The following is a 26,648-nucleotide window of genomic DNA, read 5'->3' on the forward strand; positions in this document are numbered from 1 at the left end:
TTCCCGCAAGTAACGTCACGCCCTGTCACAGAACGTGTGTGGCTGAAAGCGCAGCACGGCCCCCCACGCAACTCGGTTCATCGCGGCACTCCCTGCGCCTTTGCAGGAATTTGGGTGCTGTCCCCGCAGCAGTGCACCCGCATTGTCGAATCGGAGGAAATCACTGTGCGCAACTCCCTCAGGAAGATCTCGGTAGCGGTCGGCGCCGCCACCGCCGCTGTCGCCCTCGGAGCCACCACCGCGTCCGCCGGCGTCTCGGCACCGACCTGGACCGTCGGTCCCAGCTCCCCGGAGACGTTCTCGGCCACCGCCGGCACCGTCACCCTCACCCTCAACGGCATCCCCATGACGTGTACGTCGTCCGCGGCCCAGGGCAACCTGGCATCGGCCGCCGGCACGACCAACGTGCAGGTCGGCACCATCGCTCCGCTGACCTGGAGCGGCTGCACCAGCCCGTTCGGCCCGGTGACCCCGACCGCCGACACGTCCACCGCGTGGAAGCTGAACGCCAACACCTACAGCGCCGGCGTCACCAGCGGGTACATCAGCGGCATCAAGGCCACGCTCAAGGTGCTCACCTGCACCTTCACCGTGACGGGCAACGCCGCGGCCACCTACACCAACTCCACGGGCAAGCTGGCGGTCAGCAACAACGCCACCTACAAGCTGACCGTCGCGACGGCCTCGGCAGGGTGCGCGGGCATCGCGGCCGTGGGCAACAACCCGACCTACAGCGCCAGCTACAGCGCCGTGACGCCGAGCGGCGGCACCACCAAGCCGACCATCGTCTACACCCCCTGATCGGGCCTGCAGCCGGTAACGAGTGATCAGGGATCGCACGGCGGGTCCGCCCGCCGTGCGATCCGCGTCAGGCCGGCCCCGAGGGGCAACGTCGATGAGGGGCAGTCGTATGGCGGAAACCCGGAGACGCACGGCGCGCGGCGCGGCAGTCGCCACCGCGGTACTGCTGGGCGGGATGATCCCCGGTGCGCAGGCGGCGTCAGGCACGCAGCAGATCGATGCGGAGCTGGCCTACACGTGTGCCGCTCCCGGCGGCGAACAGCACCCGGTCGAGGTGGGTCTGAGCGCCGAGGTCGCGGACTCGGCGCACCCCGGCGACCTGTTGCAGCCCGAGGGCGTGACGCTGGACGTGAGGCTGCCGGAGACCGTCCTCGCCGGGGTCCCCGGCGAGGGGGCGGCGACCGTCACGGCCGCGACGCGGCTGTTCGTCGCCGTCTCGCAGGACGGCCGCCGGGCCGGGGCGCAGTGGCGGGGCGCGACCCCCGAGCCCGTCCCCGTCCCCGAGTCGGGCGGCCCGGTGCTGAGCACCACGGGGAGTGTGCCCTACCTGCAGCCGACGGCAGCGGGCGAGTTGGTGCTCGATGCCGGGGCGCTGACGGTGGAGCTCGGGCTGAAGCGGGCGGACGGGACACCGGCCGGTGCCGGAACCATCGTGATGGAGTGCGTGCTCGATCCGGGCCGGGACGCGACCCTGGCGAAGATACCCGTCACGGGCGGGAGCGAGGGCGGGGACGGTGAACCGGAGCAGCCCCGGCCGACGGAGACCTGGCCCGGCGGGGACAAGGAAGCCGGGGCCGTGGACGGCCGCCCGGAGGTCGGTACCGCGGCTGAGCCCTCCACCACCGGTGGTGTGCCTCCGTGCGTGGGCGACCCGAACGCCGAGCTCGGCATGGTCGCGTACGTCACCGGATACGCCAATGTGACGAAACTCGACGGTGCGACCAGATTCCCGGTCGCCTGCGCCCGGATCACCCAGGGGCTCAGCCGGCTCGTGCCCGACGGTGAGTTCCTCCACATCCTGCAGGACTCGGCCGTCGACCTGGAGTACGAGGGAAAGCCGCAGCTCCCTCCCGCGTCCGGGACCTTTCTGACCTTCGGCTTCATGCCGACCACCGCGACGCTGGAGATGACGCAGATCCCCCCGGCGACCAACCCCGACGGCACCCGTGAGGCGAACATCAAGTCGGACCTGGCGATCAACCTCGCCGAGGGTTCGACCAAGGCCGTCACGGCCGTCACTCTCCAACTGATGCTCAGGCTTCGCGACGTCGAGGTCAACGGAGTGCCCCTCGACGTGGGCGACGACTGCCGGACCAGCAAGCCCTTCACGCTGAGGCTGGAGGGGCGCATGACACTGAAGGACGGCGTCCAGGTCGGCTACACCCTGGCCACCGGCGGCGAGCTGACCGGGTCGGTCACCTTGCCGCCCTTCAGCGGGTGCGGGGCCCACGAGGATCTGGACAGCCTCTTCACCGCCTCCCTGTCCGGCGTACCCGGATACGTCAAGCAGGTGCAGGGCGCCCCCTGTGCGGCCGTCAGCGCGGATCCCACGTTCTGTACGCCCGACTTCCGGCCGACGGACGTCCCCACGGCAGCCCGCTGAGCCCCGAAGCCGCCCCGAGTACCGCAACGCGCACAGCACCCCCCGAGCCGCTACCGAATTGAGGGAACGATGAGACCTGCCTCGAAGACCTGGATCAAGGCCGCCGGCGCCGTCGCCGCGTCCGCCGCGCTGGTCATGCCGCTGAGCGCGACGCCCGCCGGCGCCGCGACGGCCGCGGCGCAGCTCAACGGCGCGTGGGCCCCGTTCGACCGGTGTCCCGTCGACGCCCCCGCCATGCTCGCGACGGACGGCGACACGGACATCCCCCTCTGCGTGACGTCCACCTCGCCCAACGGGACGATCAAGCTGGGCAACACGACGGCCACGACCGGATCCACCAACCTGCAGTTCGGGGTGATCCAGCACCCGGCGGAGGGGACCTACACCGTCGTCCCGCCGCCCGCCGGCTCCATCGTCAGCGGCAAGACCACCATCCCCGGCGGGCTGCTCGGCATCATGTGCCCCAGCAACGTCCCCGTGATCTCCGCTGTGTGCGGGCAGATCACCAACGCCACCCTGAACAAGGTGACGGCCACGGTCGAGTCCGCCGGCACGCCGACCGAATTCAGCCTGGTCGCCGGAATATCCTCCGGGCCCATCGTCAAGCTGCCCGTCAAGATCAAGTTGGAGAACCCGCTGCTCGGCTCAAACTGCTACATCGGGAGCAGTGGCAGCCCGGTGATCCTGCGCCCCGGGAACCTCAGCGCGCCCAGCATGGCGGCCACCAGGCACAACGGTGACGGCTCGGACAACCCGGACGAGGGCTCGCTCATCCGGATCGGCCTGTCCGGGGCCGCGCAGGGCGACAGCCAGTTCGCCGTGCCGAAGGCCAGTGGCTGCGGCCTCGGCGGGATCCTCAGCTGGGCGATCGACCTGAAGGTCGGCCTGCCCGCGGCGGCCGGCTCGAACAACCTGGTCCTCAACGACGCCAGAACCTCCACGATCGGCCTCACCGCACCGGGGCTGTCGGTGCCGAACGCGGGCAAGGAGTTCGCCCAGGACTGGCACTCCGCCGTGAAGTAGCCGGAGGGGAAGGACCGCGCCGGGCCTTGTCATTCGGTGCGTGCCCCGCTGCCGCGCCCCCGAGCCCGCCCCGACCGGAGGAACCCTGGTCGGGGCGGGCTTCCGTGCGCCGGGGAGGCTGTCCGCCGCCGGATGAGCCCATCGGCAATGCCTCACTTATGGACAGGTTTCGTTCGCCGATTACTCATCCGGGCACAAGAAAAGAAGTCCGTTCCCACGCCTGGGAGAAAGTTCGTGAACCGCTATTGCGGACCGAGGTTACTGACCCGTAGCGTCCCGCATGAGCGGCTCGGAAAAGGGTCAGAAATCGCTCGCCCTACACACCTGGAGTCCGGGTCGCGACCCTCTTGACCCGGGATTTCACCGGGAGTTCGGCCCGCCCCGGACCTCCCGCACCGGGGCGGGCCGGCTCCCACCGCCGGGGTCCGGCGGCTCCGGCCCCCGGACCGCGGGGCCCCGGCGGGCACGGGGTGCTTGCGCAGATGACGACAAACCCCCGACAGGGATTTGTCATTCGGTGACAAGTGCCCCGCCCGAAGATCGAAGTCCGGCGATTTCCGCTGTTCAACCGCTTGTCCTGGCGGATTCGACGGACCTAACGTGCGCCCCCTGGTGCATGTGTGACAAGCCGTCCGTTACCCGTACCGGAGCCGGAGCGCTGACTGATGACGCCGTCCACCACCACCGCGAGGGAGGGCCGATGGGAATCGAAGTGGTCGTCGAAGGCCTGACGAAGTCCTTCGGCAAGCAGAACATCTGGCAGGACGTCAGCCTCACGCTGCCGGCCGGTGAGGTGAGCGTCATGCTCGGTCCCTCCGGTACCGGAAAGACCGTGTTCCTGAAATCCGTCATCGGACTGCTGAAGCCGGAAAAGGGACGCGTTCTCATCAACGGCGTCGACATGGTGAACAGCCCCGAGCGGGAGATCATGGAGACCCGGAAACTCTTCGGGCTCATGTTCCAGGACGGCGCCCTCTTCGGTTCGATGTCGCTCTTCGACAACATCGCCTTCCCCTTGCGCGAACACACCCGCAAGAAGGAGTCCGAGATCCGGCGCATCGTCATGGAGCGGATCGACATCGTCGGCCTGCTCGGCGCCGAGGAGAAGCTGCCCGGCGAGATATCCGGCGGGATGCGCAAGCGCGCCGGCCTCGCCCGCGCACTCGTCCTCGACCCGCAGATCATCCTCTGCGACGAGCCGGACTCGGGACTCGACCCGGTGCGCACCGCCTACCTCTCGCAGTTGCTCATCGACCTCAACGCCCAGATCGACGCGACGATGCTCATCGTCACCCACAACCTCGACATCGCGGCCACCGTCCCGGACAACATGGGCATGCTCTTCTGCCGCAACCTCGTCACCTTCGGGCCGCGCGAGGTCCTGCTGACCAGTGACACACCCGTGGTCTCCCAGTTCCTCTCCGGACGGCGGGAAGGGCCCATCGGCATGTCCGAGGAGAAGGACGCGGCCACCCTCGCGGCCGAGCAGACCAACGGACACGGACACGGCCACGGCCACGCGGCGCCCCGCACCGTGGTCCCGCAGCTGGAGCCCTCACCGGGCATGCCGGTGCGGCAGGGTGCGCTGCGCCGCCGGGAGCGGGTGAACGCCATGATGGGCCGGCTGCCGGAGGCCGCCCGTACGGCGATCCTGAACAGCTACACGCCGACCTTGGACGGTGGGCGCCGATGACGGCACCGCTGCCCCTGCGGCCGCCGGGCCCGGGCGCCGAGCAGGCCGGGCCGCCCCCCGCGCCACGGCCGCCCTCACGGCTCCTCGCCCCGCTGCGCCAGACCGGTCAGCTCTTCGCCCTCGCCCTGGCGGTCGCCCGGGCGGTCTTCCGCCGGCCCTTCCAGGTACGGGAGTTCATCGAGCAGTTCTGGTTCGTCGCCAGCGTCACCATCCTGCCCGCGGCCCTCGTCTCCATCCCGTTCGGCGCGGTCATCGCCCTCCAGGTGGGCTCGCTCACCGAGCAGCTCGGGGCCCAGTCCTTCACCGGGGGCGCCAGCGTCCTCGCCGTCATCCAGCAGGCCAGTCCACTGATCGTGGCCCTGCTCATCGCCGGGGCCGCCGGCTCCGCGATCTGCGCCGACCTCGGCTCCCGCAAGATCCGTGAGGAACTCGACGCGATGGAGGTCATGGGCGTCTCACCCGTCCAGCGCCTCGTCGTCCCCCGCGTCCTGGCCACCATGCTGGTCGCGGTCCTGCTCAACGGCCTGGTGTCCGTGGTCGGGACGCTCGGGGGCTACTTCTTCAACGTGATCATGCAGGACGGGACCCCCGGCGCGTACCTCGCCAGCTTCTCCGCCCTGGCCCAGCTCCCCGACCTCTACGTCGGTGAGATCAAGGCCCTGATCTTCGGCTTCATCGCGGGCATCGTGGCCGCGTACCGGGGACTGAACCCGCGCGGCGGCCCCAAGGGCGTCGGCGACGCGGTCAACCAGTCCGTCGTCATCACCTTCATGCTCCTGTTCCTCGTGAACATGATCCTCACGGCGATCTACCTGCAGATCGTCCCCCCGAAGGGGGGCTGACCGATGTCGATGCTCGGCCTGCTCGACCGCTCGGGTGACCAGCTCATCTTCTACGTCAAGGCTCTGCTCTGGATTCCCCGGACCCTGCGCCGCTACCTCAAGGAGGTCCAACGGCTCCTCGCCGAGGTCGCCTTCGGAAGCGGCGGGCTCGGTGTCATCGGCGGAACCATCGGCGTGATGATCGCGATGACCCTCGCGACGGGCTCGGTCGTCGGACTCCAGGGATACGCGGCTCTCGACCAGATCGGCACCTCCGCCTTCACCGGGTTCATCTCCGCCTACTTCAACACCCGCGAGATCGCCCCGCTGGTGGCGGGTCTCGCCCTCTCCGCCACCGTCGGCGCGGGTTTCACCGCCCAGCTCGGCGCGATGCGGATCAACGAGGAGGTCGACGCCCTCGAAGCGATGGGCGTGCGCTCCATGCCCTACCTCGTCACCACGCGGATCATCGCGGGAGTCGTCGCGATCATCCCGCTGTACGCGATCGGCCTGCTCTCCTCCTACCTGGCGTCCCGCTACATCACGGTCCTGTTCAACGGACAGTCCGCGGGCACCTACGACCACTACTTCAACCTCTTCCTCTCCCCGGACGACGTCCTGCTGTCGGTCCTCAAGGTGCTGATCTTCAGCGTGCTGGTGATCCTCGCCCACTGCTACTACGGCTTCCACGCCACCGGCGGACCGGCCGGGGTGGGCGTGGCGGTGGGCCGGTCCGTGCGCAACGCCATCGTGCTCATCAGCGTCACCGACTTCTTCCTCTCGCTCGCCATCTGGGGTGCGACGACAACGGTGAAGGTGGCCGGCTGATGCGTACCTCCACGGCGCAGACGGTGCGCCGCAGACTCGCGGGCGTGGCCTTCGTGCTCGTGCCCGCCGTGCTCGTCTGGGTGTCGGTCTCGGTGTACGAGAAGGACTTCACGGACGACGCCACCGTGACCGTGCGCACCGGGAGCGTCGGCAACGAGATGCACGACAACGCCGACGTGAAGCTGCGCGGTGTCGTGATCGGCGAGGTGCGCCACATCGCGGCCGACGGGGACGGGGCGCGTCTCACCCTCGCCATCGATCCCGGCAGGCTCGGCCGCATCCCCTCCGACGTCACGGCCCAGATGCTGCCCACCACCCTCTTCGGCGAGCGGTTCGTCGCGCTCGTGCCTCCGGAGGTCCCGTCGGCGCGGCCGCTGAAGGCCGGGGCGGTGATCCCGCAGGACCGTTCCAGCAACGCCATCGAGCTCGAAGAGGTCCTCGACAACGTCCTGCCGATGCTGACCGCGGTCAAGCCCGAGAAGCTGGCCGCCACCCTGAACGCCGTGTCGCAGGCGCTCGAAGGGCGGGGTGACGAGCTCGGCGACACCCTGGTCACCCTCGACGCCCACCTCAAGGAGTTCAACCCCCAGCTCCCCACCCTCAACGCGGACATCAAGGAACTCGTGAAGGTGAGCACGCTGTACGCCGACGCGGCCCCCGACGTCCTGGACGCGCTCACCGACTTCACCACCACCAGCGGGACCATCGCCGAACAGCAGGCGGAACTCGCGGACCTGTACGGCTCCACCACGGCGTCGGCGCAGGACGTGACCTCCTTCCTCCGCAAGAACAAGGACAACCTGATCCGGCTCTCCGCCTCCGGCAGGCCGACCCTGGAACTCCTCGCCGAGTACTCCGACGCCTTCCCCTGCACCCTGCGGACGATGGCCGGCTTCGTCCCCGCCATGGACAAGGCGCTCGGCAAGGGCACCGACGAACCGGGCCTGCACGTCACGCTGAGGCCCGTCGAGTCCAAGGGCAGGTACGTGGCCGGCCGGGACACCCCCGTCTACGGCGCGACCGGCGGCCCGCACTGCTACTCGGTCCCCTACACCGGCAGGGCGGTACCGACCGCCGACGCCCGGACCGCGCCCGCCCCGGGCAGCACCGCCGCCGCGGCCGGAGAAGCCGGGACCAAGGCGGACGGCACCGCGCTCGGAATGCCCAACTCCCCCGAGGAGAGCCGGCTCGTCAACGAACTGGTCGCCCCCTCACTGAAAGTCCAGCCGCGGAACCTGCCCGACTGGAGCAGCGTGCTCATCGGTCCGGCCTTCCGCGGTGCGGAGGTGAAGCTCAAGTGAAGCGCCGCTCCCTCGCGGGCCCCCTCGTGAAGTCCCTCGCCTTCGTCGTGGTGACCGTCCTGGCCACCACCGTCCTCGGGCTGTCCATCGCCAACACCGGCGTCGGCGACACCACTTCGTACAAGGCGAGGTTCACCGACGCGACCGGGCTCGTCGTCGGCGACAGCGTCAGGATCGCCGGCGTCGAGGTCGGGCAGGTCGAGTCCATCCGGGTCGCCGACAAGCGGCTGGCCGAGGTCGGATTCGCCGTGCGCAGGGGGCGCCACCTGCCCGCCTCGGTCACGGCGTCGATCAAGTACCTCAACATGGTCGGCCAGCGCTACATCGACCTCGACCAGGGAGCCGGGCCCGTCGGCGAGAGGTTCGGAGCGGGCGCGACCATCCCGCTCTCCCGCACCACGCCCGCGCTCGACCTCACGCAGCTGTTCAACGGCTTCCAGCCGCTCTTCGAGGGCCTGTCGCCACCGGACGTCAACCAGCTGGCCGGATCGATCGTGCAGGTCCTCCAGGGCGAGGGCGGCACCGTCGACAGCATCCTCTCCCACGTCGGTTCGCTCACCGGCACCGTCGCGGCCAAGGACAAGGTGATCGGCGAGGTGATCAAGAACCTCAACACGGTCCTGAAGACCGTCAACGACCGCGAGGCCGGCTTCAACGACCTCGTCGTAACCCTGCAGAAGCTCGTCACCGGCTTCTCCGGCGACCGCAAGCCGCTGGGAGAGGCGGTCACGGCGATGGGGGCGCTGACCACCGTCACCGCCGGCCTCCTCCAGGACGGTCGAAAGCCGCTCAAGGACGACATCGCCCAGCTCGGACGCCTCAGCGGCCAACTGGACGGGAGCGCACCCCAGATCGAGAACTTCCTCCGGAAGACCCCGGCCAAGATGGAGGCGATCACCCGCCTCACCTCGTACGGGTCATGGCTCAACCTCTACCTCTGCGAAGCGAGGGTCAGCGGGGTGACGACCGAGGACGGCAGCGCCCCGCCCACCGGCATCACGATCGGTCAGCCGAGGTGCCAGGCATGAGGATCAAGCCCGTGCGGGAACGCAACCCCGTCGCCCTCGGCATCGCCGGACTCCTCGTCCTGGCCCTCGTCGGCCTCGCCGCCTACCGGGCCGACGCCCTGCCCTTCATCGGTGGCGGCACCACCTACAGCGCCGACTTCACGGAGTCCGCCGGCCTCGACGAGGGGGACGAGGTGCGCATCGCCGGAGTGAAGGTCGGCGAGGTCACCGGGGTCTCACTCGACGGGGCCAAGGTGAAGGTCGACTTCGAGGTCGAGGACGCCTGGATCGGCAACTCCTCCACCGTGGGCATCGCCATCAAGACGCTGCTCGGCGACAAGTACCTCGCGGTCGACCCGCTGGGCGACGCCGCGCAGGACCCCGGGGCCCGCATCACCGCGAGTCGTACGACCTCGCCGTACGACGTCACCCAGGCCTTCAACGGCCTCGGTGAGACGATCGACGAGATCGACACGGCCCAGCTCGCCCGGAGCTTCGAGACGATCTCCGACACCTTCAAGGACTCCCCGCCGGACGTGCGCAGCGCCGCCGACGGGCTGTCCGCCCTGTCGAAGACCGTCTCCGAGCGGGACGCCCAGCTCGCCACGCTCCTCCAGGGCAGCAAGCAGCTGACGAAGACCCTCGCGGACAAGAAGAGCAGCTTCGAGACGCTCCTGGAGGACGGCAACCTGCTGCTCGGCGAGATACAGGCCCGCCGCGACTCCATCCACCTCCTCCTCACCGGAACGAGGAACCTCGGGACCCAGCTCAGCGGACTCGTCGCGGACAACGACAAGCAGCTCAAGCCGACCCTGGACTCCCTCGGCAGGGTCACCGCCGTGCTGGTGAAGAACCGCAAGAGCCTCGACAAGGTGCTCTCGCTGGCCGGTTCCTACAACCGCCTCGTCGGCAACACCCTCGGCAACGGCCGCTGGTTCGACAACTACGTCTGCGGCGTCGTCCCGAAGAGCTATCTGCCGGCGGGCACGCCCCCGGCCGACGGAGGGTGCATGCCACCGAAGCAGGGAGGGCGCTGACATGAGACGCACACGCGTCATCGGCATCGCCGCCGGACTCGCCGTCGTGGCCGTGGCCGCCACCTCCGGGGTGATGGCGATGGACGACCGGGGGAAGACGACCATCACCGCCTACTTCGACCAGGCCACCGGCGTGTACGCCGGATCGGACCTGCGGATCCTCGGCGTGAGGGTCGGCACCGTGGAGTCGGTGGAACCGCACGGCCGCGAGGTCCGGGTCACCCTGCGGCTCGACGAGGGCGTCAAGGTGCCCGAGGACGCGCACGCGGTGGTCGTCGCCCCGAGCCTGGTCGCCGACCGCTACGTGCAGCTCGCCCCGGCCTACACCGGGGGAGCGCGACTGAAGGACGACGCGGTGCTGCCGGCGGCGGACAACGCCACGCCCATCGAGGTCGACCAGCTCTACGCCTCCATCACCGAGCTCTCCACCGCACTCGGCCCCGACGGGGCGAACACGGACGGGGCGCTCGCCGGACTCCTCGCCACCGGGGCGAAGAACCTGGACGGAAACGGAAAGGCCATCGGCGACTCCATCGAGCAGTTCGGCAAGGCCACGAAGACCCTCGACAGGAGCAGCGGCAACCTCTTCGACACGCTGTCCTACCTGCAGACGTTCACCACCATGCTGAAGGACAACGACGGCAACGTGCGGGCCGCCGAGCAGCAGCTGAACTCCGTCACCGGCTTCCTCGCCGACGACCGGAAGAACCTCGGTGCGGCGCTCGAGGAACTGGGCAAGGCGCTCGGCCAGGTCAAGGGCTTCATCCAGAGGAACCGCGGAGCCCTGAAGGAGAACGTGGACCTCCTCGTGCCCCTCACCCAGACCCTGGTCGACCGGCGTGCCTCGCTCGCCGAGTCCCTGGACACGCTGCCGCTCGCCGCGGGCAACGTGCTCAACGCCTACGACCCGGCGAACCGCACCCTGAACGGGCGCACCAACCTCAACGAGCTGTCGATGGGCGGGCCGCTCACGGAGTCCGGAGCCGGCCCGACGGGACTCGCACCGGTGGACGCCGCCCGCCGGCAGAAGCTGCCCGTGCTGCCGCTGCCCGCCGTCGGCACCGTCTACGGCACCCCGGACAGGGCCGGTACGCAGGAGAAGAAGGAGGCGACCCGATGAGCCGCGCCCCGCGCAGACCCGGCAACCGCGTGCTCGCGGGCCTGGCCGCCCTGGTCGCAGCCGGAGCCGGCCTCACCCTCGTCGTGACGAGCGCGGGCCTGCCGTCCCTCGGGGGCATCGACCGGCTCCCGCTGCCGGGCGGCGCCGACCTCGGCGACCATCCGTACGAGATCACCGCCGAGTTCGGCGACGTACTCAGCCTCGCCCCGCAGTCGTCCGTGAAGGTCAACGACGTCGCCGTCGGACGGGTCACCGGGATCGCGCTGACCCCCGGGGGCTGGACCGCGAAGGTCACCATGCGCGTCAACGGCACGATCGACCTGCCCGCCAACGCCCACGCCCACCTCGAACAGTCCAGCCTCCTCGGCGAGAAGTTCATCCAGCTCTCACCCCCGAGCACCGGCGCCGCGCACGGCGCCCTCGCGGACGGCGACCGCATCCCGCTCTCCCGGACGAATCGCAACCCCGAGGTGGAAGAGGTCTTCGGGGCCCTCTCGATGCTCCTCAACGGCGGCGGGGTCAGCCAGCTCAAGACCATCACCACCGAGCTCAACAAGGCCCTCGCGGGCCGGGAACCCCAGATCCGCTCCATGCTGAAACGCGTCGACACGCTCGTCACGAACCTGGACGACCACAAGGCGGACATCACGCAGGCGCTCGACGGCGTGAACCGGCTCTCCGCCACGCTCGCCACCCGCAAGCGGGACGTCGGCACGGTCCTCACCGGGCTCACACCCGGCATGAAGGTCCTGGAGAAGCAGCGCGGCTCCCTGCTCACCATGCTGCGCTCGCTCGACTCCCTGTCCACCGTCGCCGTCGACACCGTCAACAGGAGCAAGGCGGACATGATCGCCGACCTCAAGGCCATCGCACCCACGCTCACCGCACTCGCCGACTCCGGAGACGACCTGCCCGACTCCCTCCAGGTGCTGCTCACCTACCCGTTCACCGACGAGGTGCTGCGCGGGGTGAAGGGCGACTACCTCAACGTCTACCTCGACGTGACGGCCGTGCCCGGCACCCAGATCATCCCGGCCCTCACCCCGGGCACCACACCGCCGGCGGCGTCCGGCACCCGCAAGGGAGCGGGTGCGGCGCTGCCCCTCCCGCTGCCCTCGGTCACCGCACCGGGAACGGAGGGCACCCGCTGATGATCACCACAGCCGTCCGCCTCAAGAACGTGGCCTTCCTCCTCATCGCCGTGCTCGTCCTCGGCCACCTCGGTGCGCGCTACGCCGACCTCGGCCACTACATCGGCCTGCGCGGCTACTACACCGTCACGGTGCAACTCCCGCAGACCGGCGGCCTGTACACCCACTCCGACGTCAGCTACCGGGGCGTGTCCGTCGGCAGGGTCGGGCCCATCGAGCTCACCGACGACGGGGTCGAGGCGGAACTGCGCATCGAGAACGACGCGCCTGCCATCCCCGACAGCCTCCACGCCGTCGTCGCCAACCTCTCGGCGGTCGGCGAGCAGTACATCGACCTGCGGCCCACCCGCGCCGACGGCCCCTTCCTGGGGAACGGCTCCGTCATCGACCAGGCCGACACGACCATTCCGGCGCCCGTCACCGACGTGCTCACCAGCGTCGACGACCTGACGGCGTCCGTCGACACGGAGGCCCTGCGCACGGTCGTGGACGAGTTCGGCGCGGCCTTCGAGGGGCGCGGCGACGACCTCCAGGTCCTGCTCGACACCGGCGGCGAATTCGTCGAGGCGGCCGACGAGGCCCTGCCCACCACCACGAAACTGATGGCCGACGGCGAGACCGTGCTGCGCACCCAGAACGAACAGGGCGAGGCGCTCAAGGGGTTCGCCTCGGGAGCGAAGGAACTCGCCGCCGAACTCCAGGGATCCGACAACGACCTGCGCCGGCTCATCGCCGCCGCGCCAGGAGCCACCGAGCAGATCAGCGGGCTGCTCCGCGACCTCGATCCCGAGTTCGGGGTGGTCGTCGCGAACCTCCTCACCACGTCCGAGGTCGCGGTGACCCGCCAGCGCGGCCTCGAGGAACTGCTGGTCAAGGTGCCCGCCGTCGCGGCTGCCGGCTCCAGCGCCATCGACGGCGACGGCGCCAGGTTCGGGATGTCCGTCACCTTCTTCGAACCGCTGCCCTGCACCTCCGGCTACGGTGGCACGACCTACCGGGTGGGCACCGACCTCTCGCCCGCGCCCGCCGTCAACACCAGGGCCCGGTGCGCCTCGGCGCCCGGCAGCGGGATCAACGTGCGCGGCAGCGCGAACGCCCCGAAGGGCGGTCCCGTCCCCGAACCGGCCGAGCCCGGCTCGTCCCTGCCCGGGGCCCTCGGCGCCACCACGGACACCCCGCACGCGGCCGAGGGCATGGCCGGCCTGCTCGGCCTGGGAGGCGGCGCATGAGCGACCGCACGAGAGCCGGACTCGGCTGGGCCGCGATGCTCGCCGCCGCACTGGTGTGCGCCCTCGGCGCCTGGTCGTACGCCCAGGCGCGCGGCGACGGCACACTGGCCTACGCGAAGGGCCGCGACGCCGCGCTCGCCGACGGCAAGCGGCACCTCGCCAGGCTGACGAGCATGGACGGTACGAGCACCGACGGCGTGGAGTCCGGGCTCACGGCCTGGCTCGGTTCCTCCACAGGACCCCTGCACGACCGGCTGGAGAGCTCCAGGAAGAAGGACGCGGCCGAACTCACCGAGTCCGGCGCCACCGCACGCGGCAAGGTGACCGACGCCGCTCTCACGGCGCTCGACGACCGGGCCGGCACCGCCGCACTCATCGCGACGGTGGACGTCGAGATCACCCCGCGCACCGGCAAGGGCGGAACCGAGCGCAAGCGCTTCGAGGCGACCCTCGCGAGGACCGGCCGGGGCTGGAAGATCAAGGCACTCGAAGCACTGCCGGTCGGGAGCGGCTCATGAACCGGAACGCGGGCACGACGACGGTCCTGCCGGACCCCGGCACCGTGACGGAACCCGGGCCGCCTTCGCCTCCGCGCCCACGGCGATGGCCCCGCGCACTCGCCGCCGTCCTCGCCGTCGCGCTGCTGGCGGCGGGCGGCACCCTGTTCGCCCAGGCGCGCCAGCTGCGCGACACCCCGGCCACCTCCAACCACGCGCTGACGGACACCGCCGCGACCACCCGGGTCGTGGGCGACGTGAGCAGCGCGCTGGGCAAGGTCTTCTCGTACAGCCCCCAGGCCACCACCGCCACGGAGGAGTCGGCGAAGCACCTGCTCGGCGGCAAGGCGCTCCAGCAGTACGCCGCCCTGTTCGGCCAGGTCGAGAAGCAGGCGGCGGACCAGAGACTGACGCTCACCAGTCAGGTCGTACGCGCCGGGGTCACACGGCTCAGCGGGTCCAGCGCCCACCTGCTCGTCTTCCTCGACCAGGTCTACGCGCGCGAGGGCAAGGCGGCCACCACGGCGGCGGCCCAGCTGTCCGTCACCGCGGAACTGCGGGGCGGGCACTGGCGGATCGTCGACATCACGTCCAGGTAAGGGGAGAGGCACCGATGGCACGGGTACGGACGACGGGGAATCCCCTGACGGCGGTGGCGGTCGCGCTGACGATCGCGGCGGCCTGCGTCGCGGGCTGGGGCGGCTGGTCCCGCTACGAAGCCGCGCACGACGACTCGGCGGCCTACGCGCAGGCCCGCGACGACGCGCTGGCGGCCGGGGAGCAGGCCGTGCAGAACATGAACACGCTCGACCACGCCGAGCTGGAAGGGGGGCTCGACAGCTGGGAGGACTCGACCACCGGCGATCTGCACAGACAACTCGTCGACGGACGGGACGCGTTTGTCAAGCAGATCGAGGCGGCGAAGACGGTCAGCACCGCGAGGATCCTGTCCGGGGCGGTGACCGAGCTCGACGACCGGGCCGGCAGGGCCGCGGTGATGGTGGCGCTCCGGGTCACGGTGACCGGGCCCGAGGGCAAGCCCGCGGTGAAGGAGAGCCGCATGCTCGGGCAGCTCACCCGCACCTCCGCGGGCTGGAAACTCAGCGCCCTCGGCCAGGCGCCCGTCGGCAGCACGGCCGGCTGACCCGCCACCCTTCGAGAGGACCTTCGCACATGTCGACGACCCGTCACCTCGTCAACCGGCGCCGCCGCCTGGCCGTCGTCGCCGCGACCGCGACGCGGCCCCGTGCCTCGGCGGCCCCGGCGGACGAACAGGACCGCGACGAGACCGCGCCGGAACCGGCGCTGGACGAGACCGCCCCTGGACCACCGCCCCGGGACGGCGCCGCGGCCGACGGGAAGCCCGCCGGGGACCCACCACCGCGCGGGCGGTTCCCACGCCCGCGCGTCCCGCTGCCCGCGGTGCTCTGCGCCGCGACCGTGCTCCTCGGCGCCTTCGCGGTCTGGGCGTTCACCTCCGCCGCCGACCTCCGCGACGAACCCGCCCGGCAGAACACCGCCCTCACTGACATCGCCCGCACCAGCGAGGTCAAGGGCCGGATCACGGAGGCCGTCGGCGCCGTCTTCTCGTACGACTACGCCTCACCCGGGAAGTCGGACCGCGCCGCCCGTACCCATCTCGTGGGCAAGGCGGTCCAGCAGCACCGGGACATGCTCGCGGAGGTCCGGGCCCAGGCGCCGAAGCAGAAGCTCGTGCTCACCACGACCGTCACCGGCAGCGGGGTCGAAGTGCTCGACGGCGACCGGGCGAGGCTGCTGGTGTTCGCCGACCAGAGCAACACCCGCACCGGCAAGGACGAGGAGACGACGTACGCGGCTGCCATGTTCGCCGTGGACGCCGTCCTCCGGGACGGCGCCTGGCGCATCTCGGCCATCGACACGTTCACCCAGTGACCCCGGGGAGAGGAGCACGCGTGAGGTTCAACGGAAAGATGCGCCGCGGACTCGGCGGCACCGCCACCGCGGTGGCCGCCATGGCGGCGCTGACGGCGTCGCAGGCACCCGGACTCGCCGCGGGCGCGGACAGCACGGAGAAGACGGCCTCGGCGGACGACGTCGTCTGGACCGAGGTGCCGAACGACGACAGCTACCACACGGAGCTTCCGCCTCTGAAGTCACCGGAGCCGCCGAAGGCGGGCCGCGTGCCGGGCTCCCCGGCCGTCACGCGCTCTTGGGCCGAATCGGGCATCCCCGCCACCGTCCTGGCCGCCTACCGCAGCGCCGAACGCTCGCTCGCCCGCACCGATCCCGGCTGCAACCTGCCCTGGCAGCTGCTCGCGGCGATCGGCAAGGTCGAGTCGGGCCACGCGGGCGGGGGACGGGTGGACGCCTCGGGTACGACGCTCACACCCATCCTCGGCCCGGTCCTCGACGGTGCGGGTTTCGCCCTCGTCCCCGACACCGACGGCGGAGCCCACGACGGCGACGCGACGTACGACAGGGCCGTCGGGCCGATGCAGTTCATCCCCTCGACGTGGGCCCACTGGGGTGCGGACGGCAACGGCGACGGCCGCAAGGACCCGGGCAACGTCGCCGACGCCTCCCTCGCGGCCGGCCGCTACCTCTGCGCGGGCCCGCGGAACCTCTCCGTCCGGGCGGACCTGGACCGGGCGGTGCTCAGCTACAACCACTCGGACGTCTATCTGCGCACGGTGCTGTCCTGGCTGGACTTCTACCGCAAGGGCGTCCACACCGTGGCCGACGGCAGGGGAGTGGTGCCGAGGAGTCCCGGTGCGGGCGGCCCGCACGCCCCCCAGGCCCCGGTCGGTGGCCCCGGCGCTCCCGGCGGGGGAGGGGGCATCGTCGTCGGGCCGCAGCCGACGGGGGCCCCGAGCCCCTCCACCTCGCCCACCACCGCGCCCTCCGGGTCCCCGAGCCCCACCGGCCCGGGCCCGGATCCGACCGGCACGGCCGATCCGAGCGATCCGGCGACGCCGGACCCCACGACCACGCCGGACCCCACCACGTCGCCCGACCCCACCACGTCCCCGGACCCGACGGCCACCCCCGACCCCACCACCTCACCCGACCCCGGCACCACTCCTCCGGAGTGCCCCACGGAGACGACCGGCCCCGGCCCCTCACCCAGCACCTCGCCCACGGGAGGGACGGAGGAGGACCCCTGCGCCACCCCTGCCCCCTGACGGATCAGCCGGGCCGCAGCACCTCCGACAGGTCGTAGCGAACCACTTCCTCCAACTGCGCGTAGGTGCAGCCGGTGGCGGTACGGTCCGGCCGCCACCGGCGGAACTGGGTGGTGTGGCGGAAGCGGTCGCCCTCCATGTGGTCGTACGCCACCTCGCAGACCCGCTCCGGGCTGAGGGCCACCCAGGACAGGTCCTTCTTGCCGGACCAGCGGCTGGGCGCGCCCGGCAGCCGCGAGCCCTCGTGCGCCGTCGCGTCCGCCCATGCCGACCAGGGGTGAGCGGCGGGGTCGATGCGCAGCGGGTCCAGTTCCTCCAGGAGTTCCGCGCGCCGTTTCATCGTGAAGGCGGCGCACACGCCCACGTGCTGCAGCGAACCCCGCGCGTCGTACAGGCCGAGCAGGAGCGACCCGACCACCGGGCCGCTCTTGTGGAAGCGGTAGCCCGCCACCACGCAGTCGGCGGTCCGCTCGTGCTTGATCTTGTACATCGCACGGGTGTCGGGCCGGTACGGCAGATCGAGCGGTTTGGCGACGACGCCGTCGAGCCCCGCACCCTCGTAGCGCTCGAACCAGTCCTGGGCGAGCGCCGGGTCCGTGGTCGCAGGCGCGACGTGCACGGGCGGGGAGGCCCCGGCCAGGGCACCCTCCAGGACCGCGCGGCGCTCCGTCTGCGGGGCGGACAGCAGCGAGGTGTCGTCCAGTGCGAGGATGTCGAAGGCGACCAGGGCGGCCGGTGTCTCCCCGGCCAGCAGGCGCACCCGGGAATCGGCCGGATGGATGCGTTCGCTCAGCCGGTCGAAGTCCAGCCGCCCTTCCCACGGCAGGACGATCTCGCCGTCGATCACGCAGCGGGGCGGCAGGTTCTCCCGTACGGCGGCGACGACCTCGGGGAAGTAGCGGGTGAGCGGCTTTCCCGTCCGGCTGCCGATCACCACCTCGTCGCCGTCCCGGTGCACGATCGCGCGGAAGCCGTCCCACTTCGCCTCGTACTGCATGCCCGGGGGGATCTTCTTCACGGACTTGGCGAGCATCGGTTTCACGGGAGGCATCACCGGCAGGTCCATGGCCCGATTCTCACCCGGCGAACCGTGCGCGTCTTCCGATATGCGGCATATGTGGGTGCCGCCTACGGTGTTCGGCATGGGCGCAGGAGCAGCGGTGGAACTGGACGTGGACGGGCGGACCGTACGGCTGTCCAACCCGGACAAGGTGTACTTTCCCGACAAGGGCTACACGAAGAAGGACGTGGCCGACTACTTCCTGGCCGTCGGCCCCGGCATCCTGCGCGCGCTGCGGGAGCGCCCGACCACGCTCCAGCGGTTCGTCGACGGGGTCGAGGGCGACTTCTTCTACCAGAAGCGCGCACCCAAGAACCTCCCCGACTGGACCCCCACCGCCCGGATCGAATTCCCCAGCGGCCGGCACGCCGACGAGATGTGCCCCACCGAGCTCGGCGCCGTCCTCTGGGCGGCCAACCTCGGCACCCTGACGTTCCACCCCTGGCCGGTGCGCAGGGCCGACACCGACCACCCCGACGAGCTCCGCATCGACCTCGACCCGCAGCCGGGCACCGACTACGCCGACGCGGTGAGGGCCGCCCACGAACTGCGCTCGGTCCTGGACGACCACGGCCTGCGCGGCTGGCCCAAGACCTCCGGCGGACGCGGCATCCACGTCTTCGTCCCGATCGTCCCCGAGTGGACGTTCACCCAGGTCAGGCGGTCGGCCATCGCCGTCGGGCGGGAACTGGAGCGCAGGATGCCCGACCGGGTGACCACCGCCTGGTGGAAGGAGGAACGGGGCGAGCGGATCTTCGTCGACTACAACCAGACGGCCCGCGACCGCACCATCGCCTCCGCCTACTCCGTACGCCCCTTCCCGCACGCCCCGGTCTCCGCACCACTGCGCTGGGAGGAGGTCGACGACGCCGAGCCCCGCGACTTCGACCTCCGGTCCATGCCCGCGCGCTTCGCGGAGGTGGGCGATCTGCACGCCGACATGGACGACCACGCCTTCCGCCTCGACGGGCTGCTGGAACTCGCCCGGCGGGACGAGCACGAACACGAGCTCGGCGATCTGCCCTACCCGCCCGAGTACCCGAAGATGCCGGGCGAACCGAAGCGCGTGCAGCCCAGCCGGGCCCGCCGCGACGACGGGGACCCCTCATGACGTCCGGCGCCGACGGCGGGCACGGGGCGCACGGCAGGCCGCTGACCAGGCGTGAGAAGTGGGAGGCGTACAAGAAGTCCCCATACCTCCCCGCCATGGTCGTGGCCCTCATCATCTCCGCCGGGGCCGGCCTCTTCGCCGCCTCCTACACCTACGCGCTCGCGAACCCGACTCCGCGCGAGATCCCGGCCGCCGTGGTCGACAACGCCAGGGCGCCGCACACCAAGGAGTTCCTCGCGGGGATGGAGGACGCGCTCGACGCCTCGCTGGAACTCCGCCGGTACCCGGACGCCGCGCAGGCCCGGGAGGCGATCGACGACCAGAAGGTCTTCGTGATCTTCCGGACCGCCGGGCAGGGCGTGCTCATGCAGGTCGCGGGCGCATCGGGCTCGACCGTCGCCCAACTCCTGGAGGAGACCGGGGCGAAGGTGGCCCGGACCGTCGGGACCCCGCTCACGGTGCAGGACATCATGCCTCTCCAGAAGGGCGACCCAAGGGGCCTCGCCCTCTTCTACATCTCGATCGCCGCCGTCATCATCGGCTTCCTCGGCGCGATCCAGCTGAGCGTGCACGCACGGGCCCTCAACCCGCTGGAACGCATCCTGTTCACCGTGAGCTACTCACTGCTCGGCGGCTTCGCGATCGCGGCGATCGTGGACTGGGGGCTGGAGGCGCTCGATCTGCCCTTCGCCCAGTCCTGGGCGATCCTCGCCTTCACCATGTTCACGTCCGGCATGGTCTTCACGATGTTCAACACCCTCATGGGGCGCTGGGCGATCATCCCGACGTGGGGTGTGATGGTGCTGCTCGGCAACCCGTCGTCGGGCGGAGCGGTGTCATGGCCGCTGCTGCCCTCGGCGCTGGGACACATCGGCCGGTGGCTGCCCCCTGGTGCCTCGGTCAACGCACAGCACACCGCGGTCTACTACCAGGGCCACCAGTTCGTCTTCCCCTACTTCGTGCTGGCGCTCTGGGCGCTGGTCTCCTGCACCGTCTTCTGGGTGTGGCGCCACAGACATCCGGGAGGCCGCGGCCGCATGCCCGAGCATGCCGCCACGGCCTCCCGTCCGCGTCTGTGACCTACAGCTCCTTGATGCGGATGTCGCGGTAGGAGATCACGTCCGTGGTGCTGTGGACCTGGAGTCCGATGTAACCGGAGGCGTACCGCCGGCCGTCGGTCCCCGGGTCGTCGCCCCGCGGCGGCTCGAACAGCTGACCGCCGGTGTTGTCGAACTCGTTCAGCAGGACACCGTTGCGGTAGATGGAGTAGTGCTGGTCCACCACCCGGATCTCGTAGTCGTTCCAGGTGCCCTTGGGCGTGACCCCGGCGCCGCCGAGGCCCACCCGGTCGAATCCGTAGACGGACCCGGTCTTGTACATGTCGCCGTCCGGCCGGTCGTTGACCTGGATCTCATGGCCGTACTTGATGGCGACCCACTCCGGACGGGACTCCTCCGGGTGGTTGTTGACGTTCGGGAAGCGGACGAAGACACCGCCGTTCGCGTTGCCGGCGCCCGGGGCGTCGTCCCGCCACTGGAGCTTCAGCGAGAAGTCGCCGTACTGGCGGGCCGGGAACCACAGCATGCCCATGCCGTCCACCGTGGTGGAGCTGGTGATCGAGCCGTCCTCGGTGTTCAGCCCGAACTTCCCGCCGCCGACGTGCTGCCACTTCGCGAGGGACGCGGCCGTGCCGTCGAAGAGCTTGTTGTAGCCCTCGTCCTGGCCCGGCTTGCCGATGCCGGACTGCTTGGCCGCCTTGTAGATCTTCTTGTGCTCACGGGTGTCGATGACCCCGTCGGTGAGGAGCTTGTCCAGGACCTTGTCGACGTGCTTGAGGAACAGCGCGTGCGACGACCAGTCCTTCTCGTCCTCGATCAGCTCGTTGATCGTGCAGCGGTTGCCGGTGAGCCGGTTGGGGACACCCGAGTCGACCGTCCCCACGATGACCGTGAGCCGCTCGTCGTACTCGGGGCAGTTGGGCGCCGGGACGCCACCGCTCTCGGCGATGGTGAACGAGGCCTGCTTGGCCACGGAGGTGTTGCCGGCCTTGTCCGTCGCCCGGTGGGCGAAGGTGTGGTAGCCGACACGGTCCACGATGACGGGGGAGGTGTAGGCCAGGTACGGTCCGCCGTCGAGGGAGTACTCGACCTTGTCCACACCCGAGTCCGCGTCCGTCGCGGTGACCGTGGCCTTGGCGCTGGTGATGAACGCGCCGTCCGAGTTCTTGTCGCCCGTGACCGCGACGGACGTCACCGGCGCGGTCTTGTCCTGCGACTGCGGCGCCACGACGGTGAAGTCGGCCGACTTCTCGGCCGCCACGTTGCCCGCCTTGTCGGTGGCGCGGTAGCGGACCTTGTGGGTGCCCACCTCGTGCACCATCACGGGTGCCGTGTAGGTCTTCCAGGCGCCGTCGGCCCCGATCGCGTACTCGATGGTGTTGACACCAGAGCCGGTGTCGGACGCGGTCACGGTGACCGTGGCCATGCCGAGGTAGGCGCCGGCGGAGTCCTTCTCGCCCGAGACGGTCGCCGAGGTCTCCGGCGGCGTCTTGTCGTCCGTCGGGGGCGCGGCCACCGCGAAGTCGGCGGACTTCTCGGCCGCCACGTTGCCCGCCTTGTCGGTGGCGCGGTAGCGGACCTTGTGGGTGCCCACCTCGTTCACCACGACCGGCGTGGTGTACGGCTGCCAGGCGCCGTCGGCCCCGACCGCGTACTCGACGGTGTCCACGCCGGAACCCGTGTCGGTGGCGGCGACGGCGACCGTCGCCTGGCCGATGTACGCGCCGTCGGCGTTCTTGTCACCGGTCACGGTCGCCGAGGTCTCGGGAGCGGCTGTGTCCTCGCCGCTGCCCTCGGTCACCGTCAGGATGCCCTGCATCGACCCGTGGCCCGGCATCGTGCAGTGGTAGAAGTACCGTCCCGGCGTCAGGGTCACCTGGACGCTGTGCTTGCCGCCCTCGGAGTCACTGGGGTTGGCCAGGATGTTGACCGCGACGTCGTTGTTGAACTCCACGTCCGACACGCTGAAGGTCAGCGTGTGCGGCATGCCCGTGGTGTTGCCGGTGGCCGTGCTGTTCTCGAAGACGAGCGTCGCCGCGCCGGCCACGGCGGTCTTGGGTGCCGACAGGTACCGGTCGATGGGGTCGCCCGCGGTCCAGGTCAGGACCTGGTCGGCCGCGGCCGTCGCCCGGTCGTCCTCCCGACCGTACGCGGCTGTCGAAGCCAGCCCGAGAACCATCAGGAACGAGCCGAACAGGGCGAGCCACCAGCGTGCGGGCCCGTACCGCTGTCGGGCGAGAAGCGAGGGTTGTCTCACTGAGCTGCCGCCTTCCTGGCCAGGTCTGCGGCGGCCGGGGTCGGGCCGCCGCCCTTGTAGGTCACGCGCCACAGCGCGGACTTGGAGTCGGAGGTGAAGAATCCGCGGCCGTAGTCCAGGACGTAGAGCGAGCCGTCCGGGGCGAACTTCCAGTCCATCAGGTTGCGGATACCGGTCGCACCGACCGGGATGATCTTCTTGAGGGACTCGGCGTGCGTGGGCAGTCCGCCCTTGCCGACGGTCTTCGGGTCGGTCAGCACGGCGTGGCGGGGCTGGGTGTCGTCGTAGAAGTCACCGACGAACCACTTCCCGTCCCAGTACGAGGGCCACTTGGCCTCGCTGGTGCTCGCCGCGTCGTAGCGGTAGACCGGGCCGTTCATCGTGGCCTGGCCGCCGCCCTTCAGCCAGGGGAGGAGCTGCTTCTGGTCCTCGACCTTGTAGCTCGGGATGCCGTTGGCGTCACGCGGGTAGTCGACGCCGCCTCCCTGGGGCGAGTACCAGATGGTGTTGGACGTGATCGGCGGCAGCTTGACCAGGCCGTCGTTGTTCGGCGACTCGTTCCTCGGCGCGTCGCAGTTGTACCAGCCGAGCGGCTTGGACGGGTCGGGCAGGTTGCGGTCCCGGTAGGGCTGCTTGTTGCCCATGCAGTAGGGCCAGCCGTGGTTGCCGGCCTTGGTGATCGCGGCGAACGTGTCGTACTTCGCCGGACCCCAGGTCGTGCTGGGCGAGCCCGCGTCGGGGCCGACCCAGCCCGCGTACAGGGTGTCCGTCGACTTGTCGATGGAGATGCGTGCCGGGTTGCGCACGCCCATCACGTAGATCTCGCCGCGGGTCTTGCCGCCGCCCTCGTCGGGCTCCTTGCCCGTGAACAGGTTGCCCTGCGGCAGGGTGTAGGTGCCGTCGTCCTCCGGGTGGATCCGCAGGATCTTGCCGTTGAGGTTGTTGGTGTTGCCCGCGGTGCGGCGGGCGTCGGCGAAGGACACGCCCTTGTAGTTCGGCTGCGGGTTGTTGCCCGAGTAACCGTCGCTGAAGCCCGAGGAGTTGTTGTCACCCGTGGCGATGTAGAGGTTCTCCTTGGAGTCCCAGGCCATTCCACCGCCCGCGTGGCAGCAGCTGTGGATCTGGACCGGCCAGGACAGCAGCACCTTCTCCGACGCCAGGTCCAGCTTGTTCGTGGCGTGATCGAAGGTGAAGCGCGAGACCTGGCGCACCGCCATCTGCTTGTCGCGGTCGATCTTCGCGTGCGGGGTGTAGTGCAGGTACACCCAGCCGTTGGTGGCGAAGTCCGGGTCCAGCTCGATGCCGAGCAGGCCCTCCTCGACCTTGATCAGCTCGTCGCCGCCGCCCTTGTTGCCGAAGATGCTCAGCCTGCCGGCGAGGGTGACCTTCTTGGTCGCCGGGTCGTAGACGTGGATCTCGCCCCAGCCCTTGCCGACGTCCGGGTTGTTCCAGTCGGTGACCACGGGCACGCTGCTGTCCGCGCCGCCGCGCCCGATGTAGAAGACCCGCCCGTCCTTCGCCGTCACCAGGCCGTGGGGCTCACCGATCTGGTCGTTCGTGCCGGGCTGGTTGGGCTGGGTGAGGCGCTCGGCGGTGTAGTTGGAGTCGATCGTGGCCTTGCAGTCGGCCTGCGAGATGCGGCTCGTCCAGGCCAGGGCGCCGCGCAGGTGGTCGCGGAAGTCGGTCTCGGCGAAGCTCGCCTCCGTACCGCCCATGGCGGTGTAGAACGACCGGCCGCCGTCGTAGTCGCGGCACCAGGAGACCGGGTGGTCCCAGCCGTTGGAGCCCTTGCCGGGAGCGTAGGTGATCTCGCGGACCCGGGCCACGGTGTGCACGGAGCCGGACGGATTGGTCTTCCAGTTCAGCCACTTGTCCGGCCGCTTCCACTCCAGCAGGAGGTTCTTCGTGGCCGGGTGCTGCCGGTCGCCGATCTCCACGGTCGCCCGCTGGACCGTCGCCGGGTTGTCGGCGGCCGGCCGGGCGCCGACGAGGCCGGTGAACCAGTCGGAGTACGGCTCGGTGCGCGCCGCGTCGTGGATGCCGAGGAAGCCGCCGCCGGCCTCCATGTACGCCTCCAGACCCGCTTCCTGCTCCGGGTCGAGGACGTCACCGCCGCCCGTCAGGAAGACGACGGCGTTGTACTTGCCGAGCTGCTTGCCGTTGGTGAAGACCGCGGCGTCGTCGGTGGCCACGGTCTTGAAACGCCCGGCCTCCGGACCGCTGAGCCCGATCTTCTCGATGGCCGCGATCCCCGCGTCGACGGTCGGCGACTCCTCGCCGGCCGAGGCGTGGAACACCAGTACCTTGACGTTGGCCCCGCCCGGCGGCGAGGGAAGGGACAACGTTGTCGCCATCCGTTCCTTCAACCCCGGATCCGGATACGGGCTCGCGGTGGCGTTCCCGCCCAGCAGGGACGCGGTCAGGGCCCCGATCCCCACGGCCGCCGCGATACCGCGGCGCGATCTGGACCCGTGATGTGGTGTGCGCTGCATGTGGTCACCCACCCCTCTTGGTCGCTTCTCCGGTCACTTCTCCGTCACCGCACCTCTGCGGTCACTGCGACAGCGCACGAAGCTAGACCTCTTTTCGCGACTCGCCAATAGGTATGGCAGCAATCGAACGAACTTTGTCCTGAGTGTGGATAAACGAGCATCCCCCGGCTACGGTGTGGGCCGTCCAGGGGGTTCAGTGCGTCAGTTTCCGTATTTCAGTGGGGAGTTCGAGATGGACCGAAGGACCTTCAACCGCCGGATGCTCGTGGGCGGCGGCGTTGCGGCGGCGACCGGGGTGACATCGATGTCACTGGGAGCGGTCCAGGCCACCTCGGCGGAGAACCCGGCGAAGACCGCGCCCGCCGGAGGCGCCGTACGCCATCTCAAGCTGTACGCGGAGAAGCTGGCGGACGGGTCGATGGGCTACGGCTTCGAGAAGGGCAAGGCGTCGGTCCCGGGCCCGCTCATCGAGATCGTCGAGGGTGACACGCTGCACATCGAATTCGAGAACACCACGGACGTCGACGTCAGCCTCCACGTCCACGGCGTGGACTACGACATCGCCAGTGACGGCACCCGCATGAACCGCAGCCACGTCGAACCCGGCGGCACGCGCACCTACACCTGGCGCACGCATGCCCCCGGCCGCCGCAAGGACGGCACCTGGCAGGCGGGCAGCGCGGGCTACTGGCACTACCACGACCACGTCGTCGGCACGGACCACGGCAGCGGGGGAATCCGCAAGGGCCTGTACGGGCCGCTCGTCGTGCGCCGGAAGGGCGACATCCTGCCGGACAAGACGATCACGATCGTCTTCAACGACATGACGATCAACAACAAGTCGGCCCACGAGGCCCCGAACTTCGAGGCGACGGTGGGCGACCGTGTCGAGGTCGTGATGATCACGCACGGTGAGTACTACCACACGTTCCACATCCACGGGCACCGGTGGGCCGACAACAGGACGGGCCTGCTCACCGGCCCGGACGACCCCAGCCGGGTCGTCGACACGAAGATCTGCGGGCCCGCCGAGTCGTTCGGCTTCCAGGTCATCGCGGGCGAACACGTGGGGGCGGGGGCCTGGATGTACCACTGCCACGTCCAGAGCCACTCCGACATGGGGATGGCCGGGCTGCTGCTGGTCGCCAAGGCCGACGGCACGGTCCCCGGATACGACCCGCCGCACCACGCGGCGGGAGCGGCCGAGCAGCACGAGCACTGAGGCCGGCCGCGCGGCCGGCGCGTTCCCGTCCCGTGCGGTCCTGACGGCGGCCGGCTCGGGACTCGCCGGCGGGTCCCGGACCCTCGGCGGGCCCGCGCCGGCGGTCCCGGACCCGCGACGGGCGGCCGCCCGCACCTGCGGGGTGCGGGCGGCGGCGGGGCTGCGGTTGTCAG

At 70.5% G+C, this 26,648-nt stretch carries 23 protein-coding genes; 20 read left to right on the forward strand and 3 right to left on the reverse strand.

What is annotated here, in order from left to right:
- The first annotated feature begins 165 nt into the window (after positions 1-165).
- From ACFYY2_RS00150 to ACFYY2_RS00230, 17 genes are all read left to right on the forward strand, one after another.
- Positions 166-801 carry a hypothetical protein gene (locus ACFYY2_RS00150; protein WP_388734987.1) on the forward strand — a complete coding sequence of 212 codons (636 nt, stop codon included), beginning with the start codon at positions 166-168 and terminating at the stop codon, positions 799-801.
- A gap of 109 nt (positions 802-910) precedes the next feature.
- A complete protein-coding gene (locus ACFYY2_RS00155; protein ID WP_388734988.1) occupies positions 911-2,404 on the forward strand; it encodes a DUF6801 domain-containing protein in 1,494 nt (497 codons plus the stop codon).
- A gap of 69 nt (positions 2,405-2,473) precedes the next feature.
- The gene (locus ACFYY2_RS00160; RefSeq protein WP_388734990.1) at positions 2,474-3,427 is read left to right on the forward strand and encodes a hypothetical protein; all 954 of its coding nucleotides are present in this window, start codon (positions 2,474-2,476) and stop codon (positions 3,425-3,427) included.
- Positions 3,428-4,127: 700 nt separating this feature from the next.
- Entirely contained in the window at positions 4,128-5,120 is a 993-nt protein-coding gene (locus ACFYY2_RS00165) for an ABC transporter ATP-binding protein (RefSeq protein WP_388734992.1), read from the forward strand.
- The gene (locus ACFYY2_RS00170) at positions 5,117-5,962 is read left to right on the forward strand and encodes an MlaE family ABC transporter permease (RefSeq protein WP_388734994.1); all 846 of its coding nucleotides are present in this window, start codon (positions 5,117-5,119) and stop codon (positions 5,960-5,962) included. The genes ACFYY2_RS00165 and ACFYY2_RS00170 overlap by 4 nt, the downstream gene beginning before the upstream one ends.
- A gap of 3 nt (positions 5,963-5,965) precedes the next feature.
- Entirely contained in the window at positions 5,966-6,769 is an 804-nt protein-coding gene (locus tag ACFYY2_RS00175) for an MlaE family ABC transporter permease (protein ID WP_388734996.1), read from the forward strand.
- Positions 6,769-8,070 carry an MCE family protein gene (locus tag ACFYY2_RS00180; protein WP_388734998.1) on the forward strand — a complete coding sequence of 434 codons (1,302 nt, stop codon included), beginning with the start codon at positions 6,769-6,771 and terminating at the stop codon, positions 8,068-8,070. The genes ACFYY2_RS00175 and ACFYY2_RS00180 overlap by 1 nt, the downstream gene beginning before the upstream one ends.
- Entirely contained in the window at positions 8,067-9,098 is a 1,032-nt protein-coding gene (locus ACFYY2_RS00185) for an MCE family protein (RefSeq protein WP_388735000.1), read from the forward strand. Before ACFYY2_RS00180 ends, ACFYY2_RS00185 begins: the two co-directional genes overlap by 4 nt.
- Positions 9,095-10,114 carry an MCE family protein gene (locus ACFYY2_RS00190; protein ID WP_388735002.1) on the forward strand — a complete coding sequence of 340 codons (1,020 nt, stop codon included), beginning with the start codon at positions 9,095-9,097 and terminating at the stop codon, positions 10,112-10,114. The genes ACFYY2_RS00185 and ACFYY2_RS00190 overlap by 4 nt, the downstream gene beginning before the upstream one ends.
- Position 10,115: 1 nt before the next feature.
- Positions 10,116-11,234 (forward strand): MCE family protein, encoded by a 1,119-nt coding sequence (locus ACFYY2_RS00195; RefSeq protein WP_388735004.1) that lies wholly within the window; start codon positions 10,116-10,118, stop codon positions 11,232-11,234.
- Complete coding sequence (locus ACFYY2_RS00200; protein WP_388735005.1) at positions 11,231-12,385, forward strand: MCE family protein; 1,155 nt, start codon at positions 11,231-11,233, stop codon at positions 12,383-12,385. Before ACFYY2_RS00195 ends, ACFYY2_RS00200 begins: the two co-directional genes overlap by 4 nt.
- Entirely contained in the window at positions 12,385-13,614 is a 1,230-nt protein-coding gene (locus tag ACFYY2_RS00205) for an MCE family protein (RefSeq protein ID WP_388735007.1), read from the forward strand. The genes ACFYY2_RS00200 and ACFYY2_RS00205 overlap by 1 nt, the downstream gene beginning before the upstream one ends.
- Complete coding sequence (locus ACFYY2_RS00210) at positions 13,611-14,132, forward strand: hypothetical protein (protein ID WP_388735009.1); 522 nt, start codon at positions 13,611-13,613, stop codon at positions 14,130-14,132. The genes ACFYY2_RS00205 and ACFYY2_RS00210 overlap by 4 nt, the downstream gene beginning before the upstream one ends.
- The gene (locus ACFYY2_RS00215) at positions 14,129-14,710 is read left to right on the forward strand and encodes a hypothetical protein (RefSeq protein WP_388735011.1); all 582 of its coding nucleotides are present in this window, start codon (positions 14,129-14,131) and stop codon (positions 14,708-14,710) included. The genes ACFYY2_RS00210 and ACFYY2_RS00215 overlap by 4 nt, the downstream gene beginning before the upstream one ends.
- A 14-nt stretch (positions 14,711-14,724) precedes the next feature.
- A complete protein-coding gene (locus tag ACFYY2_RS00220; protein ID WP_388735013.1) occupies positions 14,725-15,255 on the forward strand; it encodes a nuclear transport factor 2 family protein in 531 nt (176 codons plus the stop codon).
- A 29-nt stretch (positions 15,256-15,284) separates the two neighbouring features.
- Positions 15,285-16,025 (forward strand): hypothetical protein, encoded by a 741-nt coding sequence (locus ACFYY2_RS00225; protein WP_388735015.1) that lies wholly within the window; start codon positions 15,285-15,287, stop codon positions 16,023-16,025.
- A 20-nt stretch (positions 16,026-16,045) separates the two neighbouring features.
- Entirely contained in the window at positions 16,046-17,275 is a 1,230-nt protein-coding gene (locus tag ACFYY2_RS00230) for a lytic murein transglycosylase (RefSeq protein WP_388735017.1), read from the forward strand.
- Positions 17,276-17,279: 4 nt separating this feature from the next.
- Here ACFYY2_RS00230 and ACFYY2_RS00235 read toward each other — a convergent pair whose 3' ends face one another.
- Positions 17,280-18,341, reverse strand: a complete 1,062-nt coding sequence (locus tag ACFYY2_RS00235; protein ID WP_388735019.1) for an ATP-dependent DNA ligase — start codon at positions 18,339-18,341, stop codon at positions 17,280-17,282.
- 94 nt (positions 18,342-18,435) lie between these two features.
- On the opposite strand from ACFYY2_RS00235, the gene ligD reads away from it, so the two are divergent.
- Complete coding sequence (gene ligD / locus ACFYY2_RS00240; protein ID WP_388736734.1) at positions 18,436-19,446, forward strand: non-homologous end-joining DNA ligase; 1,011 nt, start codon at positions 18,436-18,438, stop codon at positions 19,444-19,446.
- Positions 19,443-20,525, forward strand: coding sequence for an ABC transporter permease (locus tag ACFYY2_RS00245; RefSeq protein ID WP_388735021.1), 1,083 nt, complete (start codon positions 19,443-19,445; stop codon positions 20,523-20,525). Before ligD ends, ACFYY2_RS00245 begins: the two co-directional genes overlap by 4 nt.
- Before the next feature lies 1 nt (position 20,526).
- Here the strand turns inward: ACFYY2_RS00245 and ACFYY2_RS00250 are convergent, their stop codons facing one another.
- Both ACFYY2_RS00250 and ACFYY2_RS00255 read right to left on the reverse strand, forming a co-directional pair.
- Positions 20,527-22,761 (reverse strand): OmpL47-type beta-barrel domain-containing protein, encoded by a 2,235-nt coding sequence (locus tag ACFYY2_RS00250; RefSeq protein WP_388735023.1) that lies wholly within the window; start codon positions 22,759-22,761, stop codon positions 20,527-20,529.
- Entirely contained in the window at positions 22,758-25,253 is a 2,496-nt protein-coding gene (locus tag ACFYY2_RS00255) for a ThuA domain-containing protein (protein ID WP_388735025.1), read from the reverse strand. The genes ACFYY2_RS00250 and ACFYY2_RS00255 overlap by 4 nt, the downstream gene beginning before the upstream one ends.
- Positions 25,254-25,485: 232 nt before the next feature.
- Between ACFYY2_RS00255 and ACFYY2_RS00260 the strand changes: the two genes are divergently transcribed.
- Complete coding sequence (locus ACFYY2_RS00260) at positions 25,486-26,475, forward strand: multicopper oxidase domain-containing protein (RefSeq protein ID WP_388735027.1); 990 nt, start codon at positions 25,486-25,488, stop codon at positions 26,473-26,475.
- Positions 26,476-26,648: the final 173 nt, after the last annotated feature.

Origin of the sequence: Streptomyces sp. NPDC001822, assembly GCF_042892135.1 — a bacterium.
Classification (GTDB): Bacteria; Actinomycetota; Actinomycetes; order Streptomycetales; family Streptomycetaceae; genus Streptomyces.